Below are 20,006 nucleotides of genomic sequence, written 5' to 3' on the forward strand. Positions count from 1 at the left end.
TACAAAGAACAAGAAAAAATTAACTTTTGACGTTTCAAAACGGATTTTACATTTCGTTATCTTCTGACAGTTGGACTGTTATCAGTACCTTTTTGAAGACTTGGCGTCTATCTGCCAAGTTCTTTTATTTCTGTCAACCGTTAATGTTTCTTGTACTAACTTATAAAACGGAGGAAGAGGATGGACAAGGTAAAGGTTGTCAAGATTGAGGACCGAATTCCGAAGCTGAAAGAACATCGCAAACAAAAAGCAAATCGTCGTCTTATTTATTACTTGTCCTTTTTCTTCCTGTTATTGTTGGTCGTCGTTTATTTTCAATCTGATCTTAGTCATGTGAAGAAAATTACCGTCTCAGGCAACTATTTTGTAACCGACAATGAGATTCTTGAAAAAAGTGAAATTACTACAAAGACAAAGTATTTGAATGTATCTGAAGAAGAAATTATGAAGCGGCTCGAAGGTATTTCAGAGGTGAGCTCAGTTTCAATCCAAAAGAAATTTTTTAATCAAGTTATAATTAAAGTGAGTGAATTTCAGCGGGTTGGGTATTTCAGGAAAGAAAACATATACTATCCGATGCTTCAAAACGGGAAGATGTTAGATCCTCTTAAGAAAAATGAGAGACCTGTAAATGCACCAGTAATTGTAAGCTGGAGTGACCCTGAACAATTAGAGATGATGGCTCAGGAACTGCAAAAGCTACCTGAAGGAATCATTCACCGTATATCCGAGATCACACATACACCTTCATCCAACAATTCAAGTCAACTCACATTGTTTATGACGGATGGAAACAAAGTAGTGACAACGATCTCTAAGTTTTCAGAAAGGCTGACTGCTTATCCGTCTTTAGTGAGTGAGCTAAAGCCTGATGAAAAAGGTACGTTCTATTTAGGAATCAGCACACGTTTTGAACGATACAACCAAGTGGAGGAAAGTAATGAGCAAAATTAAAGGGACGCATCTTTTCCTATCTTTAATCCTTCTCGTTACCGGGTTCATATTATCTTTCTCCTATCAGAGAGCACAGATTGAAAAGCAAAATGTTGTAGAGAACAATGAATGGAAAAAAGAAGATTCATTGAGAAGCCAAATTTTAAATCTTCAAAAAACGAATAGAGAATTAGCAGGCGGTCTTCAAAATCTGCAGCAAAATGTTGAGAAGAAAGAGAATAAGCTGGCTGATCAAGAGGAGATATCTTCTAAACTAGTAGAAGATTTAAAAGAGCTCAGAATGGTAGTAGGAAACGTAAAGGTGAAAGGGGAGGGGGTAGAAGTTACTCTGCAAGATTCCTCCTATATACCGGAAGGGGAGAACCCTAACGATTATATCGTCCATGAAGAACATATAAGAAGTGTCATTGACGAACTTCACGTCTCAGGTGCAGAAGCAATTGCGATAAACGGTCAGAGGATCTCTCATGATACGTATATCGCTTGTATCGGTCCGGTCGTTTCTGTGGATGGTAACCAATATCCTGCACCTTTTGTTATAACAGCAATAGGAAAATCAACAACCCTAGAGAAATCTTTGAATCTGTATATCGTCGATAAAATTGTCAATGACGGAGTAGAAGTAAGGGTGGAGCAAGAAAGCGCGATCGAGATGGAGCCATTTATTACGGAAGAGGGATGAGTTAGTTGAAAGAAAGACAATTCATGTTCGCAACAATTGCCCTCATACTTGGCGGAATGCTGGCGATCCAATTTGAGACCACAAACAATCCTGTTGTTCGGGATACTAGAGATTTATGGGAGTTAAGAGCTGATTTGGAAAAAGAAAAACAGCGTCAGCAGGAGCTTAATGAGGAATTTGAACGCTATAGTGAACTCCTGAACCAATACAAAGGTGAAGGGAAAGACGAAAAAATCCAAGCAATGGAAAAAGCGCTATGGGATTTAAAAAAACAGGCAGGATTAACGACGGTTAGCGGACAAGGAATCGTAATAACGATCGAACCTTTTAATGAAGAGCTAATTGGAGTAGATCAACCTGTTCCTAAAATAGATCCTGATATGCTTAGAAGACTTGTAAACGAATTAAATCGATACGATGCAAAAGAGATTAGTATAGATGGACAGCGTGTCGTATCTAAGACCCCGATCCGGGAAGTGAATGGAAACATTTACATAAACAATGAGCCTGTTTCTTCTTTTCCAATTGAAATCAGAGTTTTGGCAAAAGACTATGAAAAACTTCATCAGAAGATCATTGCTTCACCAGCTGTTGAGGAGTTTATCCGTGAAAATTTTCTTGTAGAATCTAAACAAACAGCTAAAGTTATTTTGCCAGCTTTCGATAAAGATATGAAGGTGAAGTTTATGAAACCGGCAAAGGAGGAAACGTAAGATGTGGTTGCCGGTACTTGGACTGTTATTAGGTCTACTATTAGGTTTCATGTCTGATATCCGGGTCCCTCCAGAATATGCAAACTATTTATCAATCGCTGTCTTAGCTGCACTTGATACCTTATTCGGTGGTATACGTGCACATCTTCAAGGCAGTTTTGAAGATAAAGTGTTCATTACAGGTTTTTTCTTTAATATTTTATTGGCTGCAGGGCTCGCGTACTTAGGGGTTCACCTTGGTATTGACTTGTACTTAGCTGCAATTTTTGCATTTGGTGTTAGGCTGTTTAATAATATTGCGGTTATTAGGCGCTTAATTATTTCTAAATGGTCAGATTCACGCAAAAAGGCCTAAAAAATTTGAAAAAACGGTAAAAAAAAAGAGGGATAACCCGTTGTTTGTGGAATTTATTCCATAATTAAGCGCAAATCAAGGGATTTTTAAAAATTTAGAAGATTTATTGGATGAAAGGTAAGGAGGTGCCACAGAATGAACAGCAATGAAATTTATGTAAGTTTAGACATCGGTACATCCAATATTAAAGTGATCATTGGAGAAATGACTAGTGAGTCCTTTAATGTTATTGGTGTTGGCCATGCAAAATCAGCTGGAATCAGAAAAGGTTCCATTGTAGATATTGACGAAACTGTTCGTTCCATAAGAAAAGCCGTAGAGCAAGCTGAAAGAATGTTAGGTATTCCTATAAATGCAGTAATCGTAGGTGTAAAAGGGAACCATATTCAACTTCAGCCATGCCACGGTGTAGTTGCGGTATCAAGAGAAGACCGAGAAATCGGTGATGAGGACATCGCTAGAGTAATAGAGGCAGCTCAGGTTATGTCAGTGCCTCCAGAACGCGAAATTATAGATGTGATTCCTAGACAATTTATTGTTGACGGTACAGATGAGATTATTGATCCCCGAGGCATGTTAGGTGTTCGCCTTGAGATGGAAGGAACAGTGATTACGGGTTCCAAAACGATCTTACATAATTTATTACGATGCGTAGAACGAGCTGGACTAACAGTGGCGGACATTTGTTTAGAGCCATTGGCAACATCATCGATTGCACTTTCACGTGATGAGATGGAGCTTGGTGTAGCACTAATTGATATTGGTGGGGGGTCTACTACACTATCTGTATTCGACCAAGGTACCATGCAGTTAACTTCAGTCCTTCCGATTGGTGGAGACTTTATCACAAAAGATATATCCATTGGATTAAGAACTTCTGCTGAAGATGCAGAAAAGATTAAGCTGAAGCATGGTCACTCTTTCGTGGATTATGCGTCAAAAGATGAGACATTTACAGTATCGCAAATTGGTTCTTCACAAGAACAAGAAATCTCGCAATACGAGCTCTCATTAATCATTGAAGCTCGTATGGCTGAAATATTTGAGATGATTGATGATGAATTGCATCAGCGTGGATATTCCGAACTTCCTGGCGGTTTTGTTATCACAGGCGGAGTTGCTGCAATTCCAGGAGTACTAGAACTCGCTCAAGATATCTTCCAGCAGAACGTACGCGTTTCATTGCCGGATTATATCGGGGTTAGAGAACCGAAGTTTACAGCTGGTGTTGGATTAATCCAATTCACTCACAAAAATATTAAAGTTCAAGGAAAAGAAGTTGCCACTGCGTTAGCTGATAACGCTGGAGAACCTTTACCTAAAAAGAAACAACAATCCAGCCAAAAATCGGGCCAAGAAAAACAATCCGGTGGCATGAAATCAAAAGTCAAAGACTGGTTTGGTTTATTTTTCGAATAACACTAAGGAACTAGTCATTAGGAGGAACGCTCATGTTAGAGTTTGATATGAATATGGATCAATTGGCGACAATTAAAGTTATTGGTGTTGGTGGCGGAGGAAGTAACGCTGTTAACCGTATGATCGAACACGGTGTACAAGGTGTAGAATTCATCTGTGTAAATACAGATGCACAAGCCTTGAATCTTTCTAAAGCACCTGTGAAAATGCAGATCGGAACGAAATTAACAAGAGGACTTGGAGCAGGTGCAAATCCTGATATCGGTAAAAAAGCAGCTGAAGAAAGCCGTGAACAGATCGAAGAAGCACTTAGTGGTGCTGATATGGTATTCGTAACAGCTGGAATGGGTGGCGGTACAGGTACTGGTGCGGCACCTGTAGTTGCAGAGATCGCTAAAGATCTTGGCGCTCTTACAGTTGGTGTTGTCACAAGACCGTTCACTTTTGAAGGTCGTAAGCGTTCTACGCAAGCGGTTGGTGGCATCTCTGTATTAAAAGAAAAAGTTGACACATTAATTGTAATCCCGAATGATCGATTACTAGAAATCGTTGATAAAAATACTCCGATGTTAGAAGCTTTCCGTGAAGCGGATAATGTTCTTCGCCAAGGTGTACAAGGTATTTCAGATTTGATCGCTGTACCAGGACTGATCAACCTTGACTTTGCCGATGTAAAAACAATCATGACTGAACGCGGATCTGCACTCATGGGTATTGGTGTAGGTACTGGTGAGAACCGTGCGGCTGAAGCTGCGAAAAAAGCAATTTCATCTCCACTTCTTGAAACATCTATCGATGGAGCAAAAGGTGTATTGATGAACATTACTGGTGGAGCTAACTTGAGTCTTTATGAAGTGAACGAAGCAGCAGATATTGTTTCATCTGCTTCAGATCCTGAAGTAAACATGATCTTTGGTTCCGTGATTAACGAGGAACTGAAAGATGAGATCCTCGTTACGGTTATTGCGACTGGATTTGATGAAACGGAGAAGATGGTTAATAACCAACAGAGAGCTGAGCGTCCTAGAATGCAACAAGCTCCTACTTCTAATCAGTCTCATTCTTCTCAAAGTCAATCTCAACCACAAAGCCAGTCACAACAAGGGCAAACTCGTGAAGAGAGCCAAGAATCAAGAAATACTTCTTATACGAACGCTGATTCAGATACGCTTGATATTCCAACATTCTTGCGTAACCGCAGCCGAAACAGAAGAAGATAAATACAAAAATGAAAGCATGTTCTCTATTTTAGAGAGCATGCTTTTTTGTTTTGTTAGTAGTTGATCTCCGCTCCAGGTTGCTCGCTTTCCACGGGGCGTGCGGTGAGCCTCCTGTCTAGTTGCAGTGACTAGCCCCTCGAGGTCAAAAGGTAAACGGTCAAGAAGGCAAAGTGCGCCGTCCTCGCACATTTCCCTTTTGCTTGTCGGGGCTGAACGAGTCACTTCCACTTTTCGGACTGCCGCTTTGCGCCATTAGGAGTCTCCACCTGTCTGGTTACAGTGGCTAGCCTCTCGAGGTCAAAAGTTGAATGGACAAGAAGGCAAAGTGCGCCTTCCTAGTCCATTCAACTTTTGCTGGTCGGGGCTGAACGAGCCACTTCCACATTTCGTACTGACCGCTCTTCCCGTAGGAGTCGGCAACCATACGCTCCAATCAACATGCAAAGGAAGAGAATAAAAATAGATTAAAACATTAAAGCAATAACTCTATGGAAAACAGCCTTTCAAAAAATTATATCCCTTGTCTTTTTCTACAACAGGCATATTGACAAGTAGAATGATGCTACAGAGAGATTTATAAAATGCTTCATTGAATAGTTAATTGGAGTGGAAGGTGGGAGACTCTCGGCTAGGACAGGCGGGCAGGTGAGACACTTATACGTGAAACGTACGAATGTGGCTCACCGTCTGCCCCGCGGAAAGCGAGCACCTGAAACGGAAATCAACCACTTCAAAAAACTACAAAGCTAACGTAAAATGTTTTAGATTTTGTCATATTCTTGTCCGAAAAGCGTATACCTAACATATAAGTTATTTTGACAAAAATAGAGAAAATAAGAACTTTACTTCTCTCATAAACTGACAGACTTTCAAACAACCTATACGTTATACTGATTTCAAATTTAAGAAAGGAGAAAACCAATGACCCTATATTTGGATGTCATTTGGTTTCTTAATTTCTGCATTGATTATGTTTTAATCTCTCTGACAGCGTATGTGCTCAAGCGCAATGCATCGAAAAAGAGAATCCTATTCGCTTCGTTATTAGCTTCAAGTTATGTGTTTTTAGTAATCTTTCCAGAACTAATGTTATTTTCACAGCCAATCATGAAATTTATCTTATCGATTTTTATTATGATTGTGGCGTTTGGCTTTAAGCGTTTCAAGTTTGTCATGAAAAATATCGCTATGTTTTATTTTGTTTCTTTTGTAACGGGTGGAGGTATTTTCGGTCTTCACTATTTTATGCAAAGTGATGCTGTGATTATGAATGGTGTTATCACGACAAAAAGTTCAGGCATGGGAGACCCTGTCAGCTGGCTATTTGTAGTAGCAGGCGTTCCTCTTCTTTGGTACTTTTCAAAGAAAAGAGTAGATGATATTTCTGTGGAAAAAATGGATTCCAACAGTCTTATCAAAGTTACTATCAAAATAGACCAGATCTTGATATCTGCAAATGGACTTATTGATACCGGTAATAAATTATACGATCCCATTTCTAAAATGCCTGTCATGATCCTTGATATGAACAAACATGGTGATTCTTTTCCGGAAACCATTCGAACTGCTGCCAAAGACGTGCTTGCCATGAATACAGATGACAATGAGCATCCTTGGCTGAACAGACTTCGAATCGTACCGTACCGTGCAGTTGGACATCAGCAGTTTTTAGCTTGTATCAAACCAGATACCGTTGAAATTGATAAGGATGGAGTATCGGTAGCATCTCCGCAGTGTCTCATAGGCTTGAGCTGGACGGTATTATCTAGCGAAGGTCAGTTTGATGCAATCGTTCATCCTAAGATGTATCTGCAACATGTACAAGCGTCCTAACAACAGCGATACGTGAAAGTACTTAAAAGAAGATAATGTGAAAGGGGAGTTAACATGTTCAATAAGTGGCGTCTTAAGATGACAATGTATTGGTATAAGTTATTATTTAAGTTGGGGCTCAAGTCAGATGAGATCTATTATATCGGAGGAAACGAAGCCTTACCGCCTCCACTTAGTAAAGAAGAAGAAGCGGTTCTGCTTGAAAAGCTTCCATCTGGTGACCAGGCTGCAAAATCTCTTTTGATCGAAAGAAACCTCCGTTTAGTCGTATACATTGCACGAAAGTTTGAGAATACAGGGATTAACATTGAAGATTTAATCAGTATTGGAACGATCGGCTTGATTAAAGCAGTGAATACGTTCAATCCAGAAAAAAAGATCAAGCTCGCCACCTATGCTTCAAGGTGTATTGAGAACGAAATCTTAATGTATTTACGTCGTAACAACAAAACGCGTTCAGAAGTATCGTTTGATGAACCGTTAAATGTGGATTGGGATGGGAATGAACTTTTGCTCTCAGATGTTCTCGGTACTGAAGACGACATTATCACGCGGAGAATTGAGGCAAATGTAGATCGAAAACTTTTATTGAAAGCACTGTTTACATTAAACGATCGTGAAAAACAGATCATGGAACTTCGCTTCGGTCTTTCAGGCGGTGAAGAAAAAACACAAAAGGACGTAGCAGATATGCTCGGTATATCTCAGTCTTATATTTCAAGGTTAGAAAAAAGAATAATAAAGAGACTTCAAAAAGAATTTAATAAAATGGTTTAGCACATATTTTATATAGGTTTTGATTCAATACTAGCTTTTTTTCCAAAATGACAATTGCATAAATTTCCCTCCGTTCGGTGATACTTAATTTGAAATTAGCTCCCGGCAGGAGGGAAAAGACTTGACAAGAAATAAAGTTGAGATTTGCGGAGTTGACACATCAAAGCTTCCTGTTTTAAAAAATCCAGAGATGCGAATTCTTTTTGATAAGATGCATAAAGGTGATCCTGATGCACGCGAAACTTTGGTTAACGGAAACCTCAGACTTGTTCTGAGTGTCATTCAAAGATTCAACAACCGCGGAGAACATGTAGATGATTTATTTCAAGTAGGTTGTATAGGGCTGATGAAGTCCATAGACAATTTTGATCTAGGTCAGAATGTTAAGTTTTCTACCTATGCAGTTCCGATGATCATTGGTGAGATTCGCCGGTATCTTCGAGACAATAACCCGATACGAGTTTCTAGAAGCTTAAGGGATATCGCATACAAAGCACTGCAAGTTCGAGATCAGCTTATGAACAAACTATCTCGGGAGCCAACAGCACAACAGATTGCAGAAGCTTTAGATGTACCGAAAGAAGAAGTGGTCTTTGCACTTGATGCCATCCAAGATCCAGTGTCATTATTCGAACCCATCTACAATGATGGTGGCGACCCGATCTTTGTTATGGATCAAATCAGCGATGATAAAGCAAAGGACATGCAGTGGATTGAAGAAATTGCATTAAAAGAAGGAATGCGCCGTTTGAACGATCGAGAGAAAATGATCTTAACGATGCGTTTCTTTCAAGGGAAAACGCAAATGGAAGTAGCGGATGAGATCGGTATATCACAGGCACAAGTGTCCAGGCTTGAAAAAGCAGCCATCTCTCAAATGAATAAAAATATCCAAAGCAGTTAAAACCCGTTTTTTACGGGTTTTTTATTTTTGTACAAAAAACATGAAACAGCTTTGTCCTTCATATACTGTTGTAAGAGAGGCGGGGATTGCAGATGAATAAAATATCAGATTTTCAAGTGAAAGATGTTGTTAACGTAGCAAATGGGAAAAAGCTCGGTCACATAGCTGATCTTGAAATCAATTTAAATACTGGAAAGATAGATGCGATCATCATCCCTGGTGCAGGAAAAATGCTTGGTTTTTTTGCAAGAGAAAATGACATCGTGATACCTTGGAGAAATATAGTTAAGATCGGCGCAGATGTTATTCTTGTAAGACATATGGAAGCAAGTGAATTAAATGAATATGTTAAAGAACCGTTTGATCAATTGAAATAAACGGTTCTTTTTTCTTTCTTATCTAAAAATGTGGTAAAATAAAGATAAAACTTTCCAGGAGGAATACATACATATGAACACATTTGAACGATCTGGAAAGCATCTTGCAATACAGAGTTGGCAAAAGTTGAATTCTAAACTTTTTTCGGGTTTCACAACGCGCGAAGGCGGGAATAGTACAATGGCCTTTCATTCTATGAACATGGGTTTTCATGTAAATGATGATCCAGATAAGGTCCGAAAAAACCGCAAATTATTTTCAGAAGACATCGGGTTTCCTGTTGAAAATTGGATAGGATCTAAACAAGTTCATGCTGAAAATATTGTAAAGGTATCTAAAGAAGACAGAGGATCAGGTTCCCTAGATTTTGATACAGCAATACCTGATACAGATGGATTATATACATCAGATGAAAATATTCTTTTAACGTCTCTTTATGCGGACTGTGTTCCTCTCTATTTTTATGCGCCGAATGATAATTTAATCGGACTTGCTCATGCAGGATGGAAAGGGACGGTTGCAAAAATTGGACCAGCCATGATCAACATTTGGCAGGAAAAAGAGAGTGTTGATGTGAAGTCAATTTTAGCCGCGATTGGTCCTTCAATAGGGAATTGCTGTTATGAGGTAGATGATAGAGTAATAAATGAAGTAAAAGTAGCTTTAGATGGAGATACTGTAGACACTGTTTATAAAAAAAATGCAGCTGGGAACTATCAATTAAACTTGAAGAAACTGAATGAAATCCTTCTCTTAAGAGCTGGAGTACTGCCTGAAAATATTATCGTTTCAGATCAATGTACGAGCTGTCAAAATGATGTGTTCTTTTCGCATCGTAAAGACAAGGGCAAGACGGGAAGAATGATGAGTTATATAGGCAGGAAAGGGGATTAATCAAGAATTGGGTATCAAAGAAAACAAAGAACATATCTTTAATGAAATTCAAAGAGCATGCCAGAAAAAAAACAGGTCTTCAAAGGGCGTTAATTTAATCGCAGTGACGAAATATGTGAGTAATGAAACAACAAAAGACGCTGTTTTAGCAGGTATTGAACATATTGGTGAAAACAGGATAGAAGGATTGTTATCCAAAAAAGAATTTCTGAAAGATCTACCTGTTAAATGGCACTTTATCGGAACTTTACAAACAAGAAAAGTAAAAGATGTTATCGAGCACGTGGACTATATTCATTCATTAGACCGTTTGAGTTTGGCGAGTGAGATTCAAAAACGAGCAGACAGAACCGTTTCTTGCTTTGTACAAGTTAATGTAGCCGAAGAAGATTCCAAACATGGTTTACCAGTAAAAGATGTAGTGGCTTTTGTCGATAAATTAAAAGACTACGATCGTATTCAGGTTGTCGGGCTTATGACTATGGCACCTTTTACTGAGGATGAAACCTTAATCAGAAACGTGTTCTCAACATTAAAGCAACTTCAATTGGAGATACAGAACCTAAAATTGGTTCATGCTCCTTGTACAGAGCTATCTATGGGAATGTCTAACGATTTTTCGATTGCTGTTGAAGAAGGTGCAACATTTATTAGAATAGGGACGAGTTTAGTAGGAAAAGAATTCTAGGAGGTGGAACAGATGGGAATCAAAACAAAATTCAAGCGCTTTTTTGATCTAGAAGATGATTATGAGTATGAAGATGATTATGAGGAAGAAGCAATGCCTGAAGAAGAAGAAATCACACCTTCTCATACGAAAAAAGGTAAACCGAACGTAGTCAGTCTTCAAAGTATTCAACAACAAGTAAAGGTTGTACTCGTAGAACCTCGTGTATATGCGGAAGCACAAGATATCGCAGATCAATTAAAAAATCGACGAGCTGTTGTTATGAATTTGCAAAGAATTCCGCATGATCAAGCAAAAAGAATCGTAGACTTTTTATCAGGGACTGTTTATGCAATCGGTGGTGACATTCAAAAGTTAGGACCGAATACATTTTTATGTACTCCTGAAAATGTTGACGTTTCTGGAACGATTTCAGAAATGATGGAAGAAGATTAAATCAGGCAGGTGAAAATTATTGAATATGATCTATGCAGTTGAAGACGTAGTACTAACTCTTATTCAAATCTACTATTACATGATTATCGGGTACATACTATTATCTTGGTTTCCTAACGCTCGTGAGTCATCCATCGGTCAAGTGATCGCAAGACTCGTTGAACCGTATCTAGCTCCTTTCCGAAAGATTATTCCACCTCTTGGCATGATTGACCTTTCGCCGATCGTAGCTCTAATGGCACTGCACTTTGCTCGTTTTGGAGTAGCTGCGATTGCAGATATGATTGCTCGTTCGATATAGGTCTTATTATGAGCATCTATCAGCATTACAGACCAGAAGAGCATGAATTTGTGGATCGTGTTTTAAACTGGAAGTCTGAGGTGTTGGAAAGGTATAGTCCAAGGCTGACTGACTTTCTTGATCCACGAGAACAAGAAATCGTAAAAACAATCGTTGGAAACGATACAGAAGTTCGCCTCTCTTTATGGGGAGGCTCTTCTTTTTCTGAACGGAAAAGAGCATTGATCTATCCTGATTACTTTGAAGTTCAAAACGATGATTTTCAATTAGTCTGCTACGACATTCAATATCCCGCTAAATTCTCCACCATCGAACATAGAGATGTTTTAGGGGCTTTGATGAACATCGGCGTTAAACGGGGGAAGTATGGTGATATTTTAATTTCAGGAGATCGTGTTCAGTTCATATGTGCGACAGAGATCGCTGGTTTTATCGAGTTAAACTTAACGAAAGTCGGAAAGACAGGTATTAAGTTACATACGATCCAAGAAAACGAATTGACAGAAGTAAAGACTGAATATAACGAAAAGAGCGGGACTGTGTCCTCTCTAAGACTAGATGTTATTGTCGCCGAAGTGTACAACCTATCTCGCGCAAAAGCATCTCCCTTGATTCAACAAGGACGGGTTAAATTAAATCATAAGATCGTCGACCATGTTTCAACTGAAATGATGGAAGGTGATGAGCTCTCAGTTAGAGGATTCGGCAGGAGTAAGCTCATCGCGATTGAGGGAACAACAAAGAAAGAAAAGTGGCGTATTCGTTACGGACTATTAAAATAATTTCCTTAAATAGAAGGAATGACAGAAAATTTGTCGAAATTAGGTAAAAAATAATGCATCTATGGAGGTGGCCGTTGTGCCTTTAACACCACTGGATATTCATAACAAGGAATTCACAAGAGGTTTCAGAGGTTATAGTGAAGATGAAGTGAATGACTTTTTAGACCAAGTCATCAAAGATTATGAAACAGTGATCCGAGAAAAGAAAGAACTAGAGGAAACGGTAGAGAACCTTGAAGAAAAGATCTCATATTTTAAAAACATTGAGGAAACTCTAAATAAGTCGATTCTGATTGCTCAGGAAACTGGCGAAGAAGTTAAGCGCACAGCAACGAAAGAAGCTCGCTTAATTGTAAAAGAAGCAGAAAAAAATGCCGATAGAATCATTAACGAGTCTCTATCTAAATCTCGAAAGATCTCAATGGAAATCGATGAATTAAAGAAACAGTCTTCTGTTTACCGAACACGTTTCAAAATGTTGATTGAAGCTCAACTTGAAATGTTAAAGAATGACGACTGGGATTCTTTGAATGCACCTGATAATCTTGAAGGCTATGAACTTCAAGAAGTAAAGTCGTAAGCTTGACATTACTTTGAAAAATCGCATATACTTTTCTAAGATTAATATGTGACGAAGACGGGGACAGTAAATTACTTTTATCTATTCAAGCGATCTAGGAAATGGTGCGAGCCTAGTATAGAGATGTATTTGAAAATCACCCCTGAGTTCCTGGACTGAAAAAAAGCAGTAAGTTCAGGCGCTTCATCCACGCTACGGATGACTAAGTGGGTTTCGTGTTATGTCATGAACCTATTAGGGTGGTACCGCGGGATAACCTTCTCGTCCCTACTGTTAGCATGCAGTAGGGGCGAGAAGGTTTTTTTGTTTTAACACGGTACTTTTGGTCATCTGTCACGTTTTATCGTAATGAAGGAGGAAAGATGATGAATTATAAAGACACGTTATTAATGCCGAAAACAGAGTTTCCGATGCGAGGAAATCTGCCTCAAAGAGAACCTGTTGTTCAAGACAAATGGAAAGAACTAGACATCTACAAAATGGTGTTAGAAAATACAAAGGATTTACCTCCGTTTATTCTGCATGACGGACCACCATATGCAAACGGTGATATCCACATCGGGCACGCAGAGAATAAAATTCTAAAAGATATCATCGTGCGCTTTAAATCAATGACAGGACACTATGCTCCTTATGTTCCCGGTTGGGATACTCACGGGCTGCCGATTGAAACTGCACTAACGAAAAGCGGTAAAGTAAAACGCAAAGAACTAACTGTTGCAGAGTTCCGTAAGCTTTGTGAAGAGTATGCGCTTAAACAAGTCGATCATCAGCGTGAGCAGTTTAAACGTCTAGGTGTTCGTGGTGATTGGGAAAACCCATATATCACGTTAGATAAAGGGTACGAAGCTCGACAGATCGAAGTATTTGGTGAAATGGCCAAAAGAGATTTAATCTACAAAGGTCTAAAACCAGTATATTGGTCTCCTTCATCTGAATCTGCATTAGCAGAAGCAGAGATTGAGTACCAAGATAAAAGATCAGCTTCTATCTATGTAGCGTTTGATGTGAAAGATGGAAAAGGTGTTCTTGATGCAGATGAGAAACTTGTAATCTGGACTACGACGCCATGGACGATTCCAGCAAACTTAGGAATCTCAGTTCATCCAGAATTAGATTATGTTTCCGTTCAAACTGAAAATGGTAAGTATGTTGTTGCTGAAGCATTATTAGAATCACTAACGAAAGAATTTGAGTGGGACCAAGCCGAAGTAGTGAAACGCTTTAAAGGTGCTGACATTGAGCATGCAGTAGCTAGTCATCCTTTATATGACCGTGATTCATTAGTCATGCTGGGCGAACATGTAACAACGGATGCAGGTACTGGGTGTGTTCATACAGCTCCTGGTCATGGTGAAGATGACTTTTTAGTTGGTAAAAAATACGGTCTAGAAGTATTGTGTCCAGTTGATGACAGAGGTGTTATGACGAAAGAAGCACCTGGATTTGAAGGTATGTTCTATGATGAAGCGAATAAGCCGATTACTGAACAATTACAAGAAAAAGGTGCTCTTCTAAAGCTTTCATTCATCACACACTCTTATCCACATGATTGGAGAACGAAAAAACCGGTAATCTTCCGTGCAACTGCTCAATGGTTTGCTTCGATCAAAGGAATCCGCGAAGATATGCTTTCTGCGATTGAAGAAGTAAATTGGGTTCCGAATTGGGGCGAAACACGTTTACACAACATGATCAAAGATCGTGAAGACTGGTGTATTTCTCGTCAAAGAGCTTGGGGTGTTCCAATTCCAGTCTTTTACGGTGAGGATGGTGAAGCAATCCTTACAGAAGAAACGATTAGTCACGTAGTAGAATTGTTTAGAGAGCATGGATCAAACATTTGGTTTGAAAGAGAAGCAAAAGATCTCCTTCCGGAAGGATTTACTTCACCTCATAGCCCGAATGGCCGTTTCTCAAAAGAGACGGATATCATGGACGTTTGGTTTGATTCAGGTACATCTCACTGGGGTGTTCTTGAAGAGAGAGAAAATTTAGTAAGACCTGCTGATCTTTACCTTGAGGGATCTGACCAATATCGTGGATGGTTTAATTCTTCACTTTCTACATCTGTTGCAATCACTGGTAAATCTCCTTACAAAGCAGTCTTAAGCCATGGTTTCGTTCTCGATGGAGAAGGACGTAAGATGAGTAAGTCAATTGGTAATACACTAGATCCGATCAAGGTGATGAAGCAGCTAGGTGCAGATATCATCCGTTTATGGGTATCTTCTGTCGATTATCAATCAGACGTACGTGTATCAGACGATATTTTAAAACAAGTTGCTGAAGTATACCGTAAAATCAGAAATACACTTCGTTTCTTGTTAGGTAACCTGCATGGTTTTGATCCGAATAAGCACTCTGTGAAGTTTGAAGATATGCCAGATTTAGAAAAATACATGATGGTAAAACTTGATAAAGTAGTAGCTAAAGTTAAAAAAGCTTACGAGGACTATCAATTTATCACGGTATATAATACGATTCATAACTTCTGTACGATCGAGTTAAGTTCATTCTATTTAGATATGGCAAAAGATACTCTATACATCCAAGCAGAGGACGATCATAAACGCCGCAGCATTCAAACTGTGCTTTATCAATCATTAATGGCACTTACTAAGCTATCTGCTCCTGTTCTTTCTCACACGGCTGATGAAGTATGGGAATACATTCCAGGTGTTGATGAAGTAAGTGTTCAATTAACTACAATGCCAGAAGTGCAGAACTACCAAGGTACAGAAAAGCTTGAAAAAGACTGGGATGTATTCATGGATGTTCGTGATGAAGTATTAAAAGCACTTGAAGAAGCAAGAAGCCAAAAGACAATTGGTAAATCACTAACGGCTTCAATCACTCTTTATCCGACCGAAGCTTTGAAACCATGGTTAGAATCAGTAGAAGATTTAAACAAACTCTTTATTGTTTCTAAAGCTGAAGTAGGGGGAGTGAAATCAGAAGCTCCTGAATCTGCAGGGGTATATGAGCATGTTGCTGTTTCAGTTAGCTCTGCAGAAGGTGAAACATGTGAACGCTGCTGGGTTGTTTCTGAAGATGTTGGGAAGAACGAGAGCCATCCAACCCTTTGTGCAAGCTGCGCAGAAATCGTTGAAAAGCACTACGCTTAATTGTTTTCGTATTCATTGTTGTTCTTTGAAAGTGGTTGATTTCCGTTTCAGATGCTCGCTTTCCGCGGGGCAGGCGGTGAGCCACATTCGTACGTTTCACGTATAAGTGTCTCACTTGCCTACCTGTCCCGCAGGAGTCTCGCATCTTCCACTCCAATCAACTTGTCAGAGAAGTGAATAAACTAACAGCATTCCACTGTTTAGAAAGTATGAATTTAAAAAATCCCGCATTTTGCGGGATTTTTGTTTGTTATGGTGTACTTCATTGATGTTAGACACAAATTAAATTGTAGAACGTCCGATGGCTGTGCTACAATTCATAAAGACATTAATTTCTGTATCGGAGGAGTTCTATTGTTTTATTATCTTGTAGCTTTGTTCATCTTGGTAATCGACCAAGTGACAAAGTGGCTAATCGTAAAGAATATGGAATTAGGGCAATCTATTCCTGTTATTGATCAAGTATTCTACATAACCTCTCACCGAAACAGGGGAGCAGCTTTTGGTATCCTCCAAGATCAGCGATACTTTTTTATCATTATTACCGTTATTGTTGTGGGTGCAGTAGTTTATTACCTACAAAAACACGCACATGATACACTCCTTAAAACGGCGCTTGCTCTCGTATTAGGGGGAGCTATTGGTAATTTTATCGATCGTTTGCTTCGCGGAGAAGTTGTTGATTTTCTGAATGTTTACATCGGCAGCTATGACTTCCCGATTTTTAATGTGGCTGACTCAGCACTCGTAGTAGGTGTTGGTTTGATTTTTATTCAAAGTTTTATGGAAAGCAAAAAGAAGGAGCCAGAAAATGAACAAATTTGAATATACGGTAACTCCTGAACAAGCAGGAAACCGTATTGATAAAGTTTTGTCTGATGTACAGGATGATTGGTCACGTTCACAGATTCAAAACTGGATCAAAGATAAGATCGTATTGTTAGAAGGAAAACCCGTAAAGTCTAATTATAAATGTGCCGCTGGTGATGTGATCGAGATTGAAATCCCAGAACCAGAAGTACTAGATGTTGTTCCAGAAGAGTTGAATCTGGATATCGTGTATGAAGATTCTGATGTGCTTGTTGTAAATAAGCCTCGTGGGATGGTCGTACACCCTGCACCTGGCCATTACAGTGGAACACTAGTCAACGGACTTATGGCACATTGTAAAGACCTATCTGGAATCAATGGTGTACTTCGTCCTGGTATCGTGCACCGGATAGATAAAGATACATCTGGTCTATTGATGGTCGCAAAGAACGATAAGGCTCATGAATCACTTGTTGATCAGCTTAAAGCAAAAACAACAACACGTGTTTATAAAGCGATCGTTCATGGAGTGATGCCGCATGACCAAGGTACGATCGATGCACCGATCGGAAGAGATAAAAGTGATCGTCAAAAAATGACGGTAACAGATGAAAACAGCAGAGATGCTGTTACACACTTTAACGTGATTAAACGTTTTACAAATTACACATTTGTAGAGTGTCAGTTAGAAACAGGACGTACGCACCAGATTCGAGTTCATATGAAATATATTGGATTCCCATTAGCAGGAGATCCAAAGTACGGTCCCTCAAAGACTTTGCAAATTGAAGGTCAAGCGCTTCATGCACAAACTCTAGGATTTGATCACCCAACAACAGGTGAATATATGGAGTTTGAGCGTGAAATACCTGCTGATATGGTTGAACTATTAGATCTATTAGAGAAAAGAAGTTGACAAACGTTTAAGGGTTTGTCATAATAAATGTAACTTAAATAGTCCTTTAACTTTAGTCCCGTGAGGCTGAGAAGGAAACGTTATTCATGAGAATTTTTGTACAGAATTTCTCTATCCTCTCGTCATGTGACGGGAGGATTTTTTTTTGGAATTAACGGTTAAAGGCAACAAGATTTAAAGGAGGGTTTGTTATGTCAAAGACAGTATTAATGGATGACCAAGCAATCAGAAGAGCACTTACTCGAATCGCGCATGAGATTATCGAGCGTAATAAGGGAGTTAAAGACATCGTATTAGCTGGCATAAAGACCCGTGGTGAATTTCTTGCAAAGCGTCTTGCTGAACGCATCGAACAGATCGAAGGAAATGCTGTTTCAGTAGGTGTCATTGATATCACATTGTACCGAGATGATCTTAAGATCAAAACGGACAATTCTGAACCCGAAGTAAAAGGAACGGATATTCCGGTTGAAGTGACAGACAAAAAGATAATCTTAGTAGATGATGTTCTTTATACTGGTAGAACTGTAAGAGCGGGAATGGATGCCATCATGGATCTAGGACGAGCTTCTAATATACAGCTTGCGGTCCTCATTGACAGAGGACATAGAGAGCTTCCGATTCGAGCAGATTATGTTGGAAAGAATGTTCCAACATCGAGTGAAGAAATTATCTCCGCGTCTTTAATAGAAGTAGATGGATTTGATGAAGTATCTATTTCAACAACTAAATAAGTCCCTTTAAATTCAGTCCAGAGAGGCTGGCAAGGGAGGTATCAATCAAGTGACACGACTCGTGTACACTTGTGCCTCCGCGGCCTCTTTTGCAAAATGCAGAAGAGGTTTTTTTATTGCAAGTGTAACCCATACACCTTTGCAAAAATAAGTGTTACGAAACAGGAGGTCAATAGTTATGGAAAACCAAACAAAAGCGATTTTAGATGTACATGATAAACCATCACCCGTTCAGTGGTTAACGTTAAGCTTGCAGCACTTGTTCGCGATGTTCGGCGCAACAGTGCTAGTACCATTCTTAGTAGGTCTTCATCCAGGTGTAGCCCTCGTATCAAGTGGACTTGCAACGTTAGCTTATCTCTTAGTAACAAGAGGACAAATTCCTGCTTATCTCGGATCAAGTTTTGCTTTTATCACACCGATTTTAACGGTAAAAGCTTTTGGAGGACCAGAAGCAGCCATGCTAGGAAGCTTTTTAGCGGGTTTGGTTTACGGAGTGGTAGCTCTTTTGATCAAAGGGTTCGGTTTTAAGTGGCTGATGAGAGTGTTGCCACCTGTAGTAGTCGGTCCGGTTATCATCGTGATCGGTTTAGGATTAGCAAACGTAGCAGTAGGTATGGCGATGAACGATCCGGCAACAGAAAAATATAGCTTGATGCACTTTACGGTAGCTTTATTTACTCTCGCAGTAACAATCGTTTGCTCGATATTCTTTAGAGGAATTTTAGGAATCATCCCGATTCTGATTGGAATCATTGCTGGCTTTACCTTTGCATACTTCAGAGGAATCGTAGATTTTACGAAAGTAGCAGAAGCAAAATGGATACAGGCACCGGATTTCTTCGTACCTTTTGTAAACTATACACCTGACTTTACTTGGAGCATCGCAATGATCATGATGCCGGTTGCCGCGGTAACGATCGCAGAACATATCGGACATCAGCTCGTGCTTTCAAAAGTAGTCGGACGAAACTTTATTGAAAAGCCAGGACTTCATCGCTCGATCTTAGGCGATGGTATGGGGGTTATCATCGGCTCTTTAATCGGAGGACCTCCGGTAACAACGTATGGTGAAAATATAGGGGTGTTAGCGATCACTCGCGTATACTCGGTCTTCGTGATCGGAGGAGCAGCAGTAACAGCGATTCTGTTCGGATTCTCTGGAAAAGTAACAGCACTGATCAGTACGATCCCAACTGCTGTTATGGGAGGAGTTTCAATCCTATTATTCGGAATCATCGCTTCATCAGGTTTACGAATGTTAGTAGACAACAATATCGATTTTGGAAACAAAAGAAACTTGATCATCTCATCCGTTATTTTAGTAACAGGTATTGGTGGAGCAGCATTAAAGATTAATGCAAACTTTGAAATTGCCGGGATGGCATTAGCAACTCTTATCGGTATCGTTTTAAACCAAGTGCTCCCTGGACGAGAGAATGACAAAGATCTGATTAACAAAATGTTCAAAACAAACGATAACGACACAGCTGCATAAAACGC

General features: G+C 39.4%; 21 protein-coding genes and 1 other annotated feature. All 21 genes read left to right on the top strand.

The window, feature by feature from the left end:
- Positions 1 to 180 precede the first annotated feature (180 nt).
- The 21 genes from IHV09_RS05415 (at position 181) to IHV09_RS05515 (ending at position 20,001) form a co-directional block, all read left to right on the top strand.
- Positions 181 to 954 (top strand): cell division protein FtsQ/DivIB, encoded by a 774-nt coding sequence (locus IHV09_RS05415; protein WP_197127653.1) that lies wholly within the window; start codon positions 181 to 183, stop codon positions 952 to 954.
- Positions 941 to 1,636, top strand: coding sequence for a DUF881 domain-containing protein (locus IHV09_RS05420; RefSeq protein ID WP_197127654.1), 696 nt, complete (start codon positions 941 to 943; stop codon positions 1,634 to 1,636). The genes IHV09_RS05415 and IHV09_RS05420 overlap by 14 nt, the downstream gene beginning before the upstream one ends.
- A gap of 5 nt (positions 1,637 to 1,641) precedes the next feature.
- Positions 1,642 to 2,349 carry a DUF881 domain-containing protein gene (locus IHV09_RS05425; protein WP_197263800.1) on the top strand — a complete coding sequence of 236 codons (708 nt, stop codon included), beginning with the start codon at positions 1,642 to 1,644 and terminating at the stop codon, positions 2,347 to 2,349.
- 1 nt (position 2,350) lies between these two features.
- Positions 2,351 to 2,704, top strand: a complete 354-nt coding sequence (locus IHV09_RS05430) for a small basic family protein (RefSeq protein WP_066393455.1) — start codon at positions 2,351 to 2,353, stop codon at positions 2,702 to 2,704.
- 135 nt (positions 2,705 to 2,839) lie between these two features.
- Positions 2,840 to 4,123, top strand: coding sequence for a cell division protein FtsA (gene ftsA, locus IHV09_RS05435; RefSeq protein WP_197127656.1), 1,284 nt, complete (start codon positions 2,840 to 2,842; stop codon positions 4,121 to 4,123).
- 32 nt (positions 4,124 to 4,155) lie between these two features.
- Complete coding sequence (gene ftsZ, locus IHV09_RS05440; protein WP_197127657.1) at positions 4,156 to 5,343, top strand: cell division protein FtsZ; 1,188 nt, start codon at positions 4,156 to 4,158, stop codon at positions 5,341 to 5,343.
- Between the two features lie 921 nt (positions 5,344 to 6,264).
- Positions 6,265 to 7,176 carry a sigma-E processing peptidase SpoIIGA gene (gene spoIIGA, locus IHV09_RS05445; protein WP_197127658.1) on the top strand — a complete coding sequence of 304 codons (912 nt, stop codon included), beginning with the start codon at positions 6,265 to 6,267 and terminating at the stop codon, positions 7,174 to 7,176.
- Positions 7,177 to 7,230: 54 nt separating this feature from the next.
- The gene (sigE, locus tag IHV09_RS05450; RefSeq protein ID WP_137789730.1) at positions 7,231 to 7,953 is read left to right on the top strand and encodes an RNA polymerase sporulation sigma factor SigE; all 723 of its coding nucleotides are present in this window, start codon (positions 7,231 to 7,233) and stop codon (positions 7,951 to 7,953) included.
- A 121-nt stretch (positions 7,954 to 8,074) separates the two neighbouring features.
- Entirely contained in the window at positions 8,075 to 8,857 is a 783-nt protein-coding gene (gene sigG, locus IHV09_RS05455; RefSeq protein ID WP_066240567.1) for an RNA polymerase sporulation sigma factor SigG, read from the top strand.
- A gap of 92 nt (positions 8,858 to 8,949) precedes the next feature.
- Positions 8,950 to 9,234: a YlmC/YmxH family sporulation protein gene (locus IHV09_RS05460; RefSeq protein ID WP_066289211.1), complete on the top strand. Its 285-nt coding sequence runs from the start codon at positions 8,950 to 8,952 to the stop codon at positions 9,232 to 9,234.
- 73 nt (positions 9,235 to 9,307) lie between these two features.
- A complete protein-coding gene (pgeF, locus tag IHV09_RS05465) occupies positions 9,308 to 10,129 on the top strand; it encodes a peptidoglycan editing factor PgeF (RefSeq protein ID WP_197263801.1) in 822 nt (273 codons plus the stop codon).
- A gap of 7 nt (positions 10,130 to 10,136) precedes the next feature.
- Positions 10,137 to 10,817 (top strand): YggS family pyridoxal phosphate-dependent enzyme, encoded by a 681-nt coding sequence (locus tag IHV09_RS05470; protein ID WP_197263802.1) that lies wholly within the window; start codon positions 10,137 to 10,139, stop codon positions 10,815 to 10,817.
- A gap of 12 nt (positions 10,818 to 10,829) precedes the next feature.
- Positions 10,830 to 11,252 carry a cell division protein SepF gene (locus tag IHV09_RS05475; RefSeq protein WP_144700902.1) on the top strand — a complete coding sequence of 141 codons (423 nt, stop codon included), beginning with the start codon at positions 10,830 to 10,832 and terminating at the stop codon, positions 11,250 to 11,252.
- A 25-nt stretch (positions 11,253 to 11,277) separates the two neighbouring features.
- The gene (locus tag IHV09_RS05480) at positions 11,278 to 11,553 is read left to right on the top strand and encodes a YggT family protein (RefSeq protein ID WP_231618205.1); all 276 of its coding nucleotides are present in this window, start codon (positions 11,278 to 11,280) and stop codon (positions 11,551 to 11,553) included.
- An 8-nt stretch (positions 11,554 to 11,561) separates the two neighbouring features.
- The gene (locus IHV09_RS05485; RefSeq protein WP_197263803.1) at positions 11,562 to 12,335 is read left to right on the top strand and encodes an RNA-binding protein; all 774 of its coding nucleotides are present in this window, start codon (positions 11,562 to 11,564) and stop codon (positions 12,333 to 12,335) included.
- Between the two features lie 76 nt (positions 12,336 to 12,411).
- Complete coding sequence (locus IHV09_RS05490) at positions 12,412 to 12,915, top strand: DivIVA domain-containing protein (protein ID WP_197127662.1); 504 nt, start codon at positions 12,412 to 12,414, stop codon at positions 12,913 to 12,915.
- A 45-nt stretch (positions 12,916 to 12,960) separates the two neighbouring features.
- Positions 12,961 to 13,187, top strand: a binding site (T-box leader).
- Positions 13,188 to 13,280: 93 nt separating this feature from the next.
- Complete coding sequence (gene ileS / locus IHV09_RS05495) at positions 13,281 to 16,043, top strand: isoleucine--tRNA ligase (protein ID WP_197263804.1); 2,763 nt, start codon at positions 13,281 to 13,283, stop codon at positions 16,041 to 16,043.
- Positions 16,044 to 16,397: 354 nt separating this feature from the next.
- Positions 16,398 to 16,868: a signal peptidase II gene (gene lspA / locus IHV09_RS05500; RefSeq protein WP_197191194.1), complete on the top strand. Its 471-nt coding sequence runs from the start codon at positions 16,398 to 16,400 to the stop codon at positions 16,866 to 16,868.
- On the top strand, positions 16,855 to 17,769 hold the full coding sequence (locus IHV09_RS05505; protein WP_197191193.1) for an RluA family pseudouridine synthase: 915 nt from the start codon (positions 16,855 to 16,857) through the stop codon (positions 17,767 to 17,769). Before lspA ends, IHV09_RS05505 begins: the two co-directional genes overlap by 14 nt.
- Positions 17,770 to 17,960: 191 nt before the next feature.
- Positions 17,961 to 18,503: a bifunctional pyr operon transcriptional regulator/uracil phosphoribosyltransferase PyrR gene (gene pyrR / locus IHV09_RS05510; RefSeq protein ID WP_197127665.1), complete on the top strand. Its 543-nt coding sequence runs from the start codon at positions 17,961 to 17,963 to the stop codon at positions 18,501 to 18,503.
- Between the two features lie 178 nt (positions 18,504 to 18,681).
- Entirely contained in the window at positions 18,682 to 20,001 is a 1,320-nt protein-coding gene (locus tag IHV09_RS05515; RefSeq protein WP_197127666.1) for a solute carrier family 23 protein, read from the top strand.
- Positions 20,002 to 20,006 lie beyond the last annotated feature (5 nt).

This window comes from Fictibacillus sp. 23RED33 (assembly GCF_015903925.1).
GTDB classification, from domain to species: domain Bacteria; phylum Bacillota; class Bacilli; order Bacillales; family Fictibacillaceae; genus Fictibacillus; species Fictibacillus phosphorivorans.

Excerpts from the sequence above, each read along its gene's own strand:
- IHV09_RS05415 (WP_197127653.1), top strand. The coding sequence starts at position 181 with ATGGACAAGGTAAAGGTTGTCAAGATTGAGGACCGAATTCCGAAGCTG.
- IHV09_RS05420 (WP_197127654.1), top strand. The coding sequence starts at position 941 with ATGAGCAAAATTAAAGGGACGCATCTTTTCCTATCTTTAATCCTTCTC.
- IHV09_RS05430 (WP_066393455.1), top strand. The coding sequence starts at position 2,351 with ATGTGGTTGCCGGTACTTGGACTGTTATTAGGTCTACTATTAGGTTTC.
- ftsA (WP_197127656.1), top strand. The coding sequence starts at position 2,840 with ATGAACAGCAATGAAATTTATGTAAGTTTAGACATCGGTACATCCAAT.
- ftsZ (WP_197127657.1), top strand. The coding sequence starts at position 4,156 with ATGTTAGAGTTTGATATGAATATGGATCAATTGGCGACAATTAAAGTT.
- spoIIGA (WP_197127658.1), top strand. The coding sequence starts at position 6,265 with ATGACCCTATATTTGGATGTCATTTGGTTTCTTAATTTCTGCATTGAT.
- sigE (WP_137789730.1), top strand. The coding sequence starts at position 7,231 with ATGTTCAATAAGTGGCGTCTTAAGATGACAATGTATTGGTATAAGTTA.
- IHV09_RS05460 (WP_066289211.1), top strand. The coding sequence starts at position 8,950 with ATGAATAAAATATCAGATTTTCAAGTGAAAGATGTTGTTAACGTAGCA.
- pgeF (WP_197263801.1), top strand. The coding sequence starts at position 9,308 with ATGAACACATTTGAACGATCTGGAAAGCATCTTGCAATACAGAGTTGG.
- IHV09_RS05475 (WP_144700902.1), top strand. The coding sequence starts at position 10,830 with ATGGGAATCAAAACAAAATTCAAGCGCTTTTTTGATCTAGAAGATGAT.
- IHV09_RS05480 (WP_231618205.1), top strand. The coding sequence starts at position 11,278 with ATGATCTATGCAGTTGAAGACGTAGTACTAACTCTTATTCAAATCTAC.
- IHV09_RS05485 (WP_197263803.1), top strand. The coding sequence starts at position 11,562 with ATGAGCATCTATCAGCATTACAGACCAGAAGAGCATGAATTTGTGGAT.
- ileS (WP_197263804.1), top strand. The coding sequence starts at position 13,281 with ATGAATTATAAAGACACGTTATTAATGCCGAAAACAGAGTTTCCGATG.
- IHV09_RS05505 (WP_197191193.1), top strand. The coding sequence starts at position 16,855 with ATGAACAAATTTGAATATACGGTAACTCCTGAACAAGCAGGAAACCGT.
- pyrR (WP_197127665.1), top strand. The coding sequence starts at position 17,961 with ATGTCAAAGACAGTATTAATGGATGACCAAGCAATCAGAAGAGCACTT.
- IHV09_RS05515 (WP_197127666.1), top strand. The coding sequence starts at position 18,682 with ATGGAAAACCAAACAAAAGCGATTTTAGATGTACATGATAAACCATCA.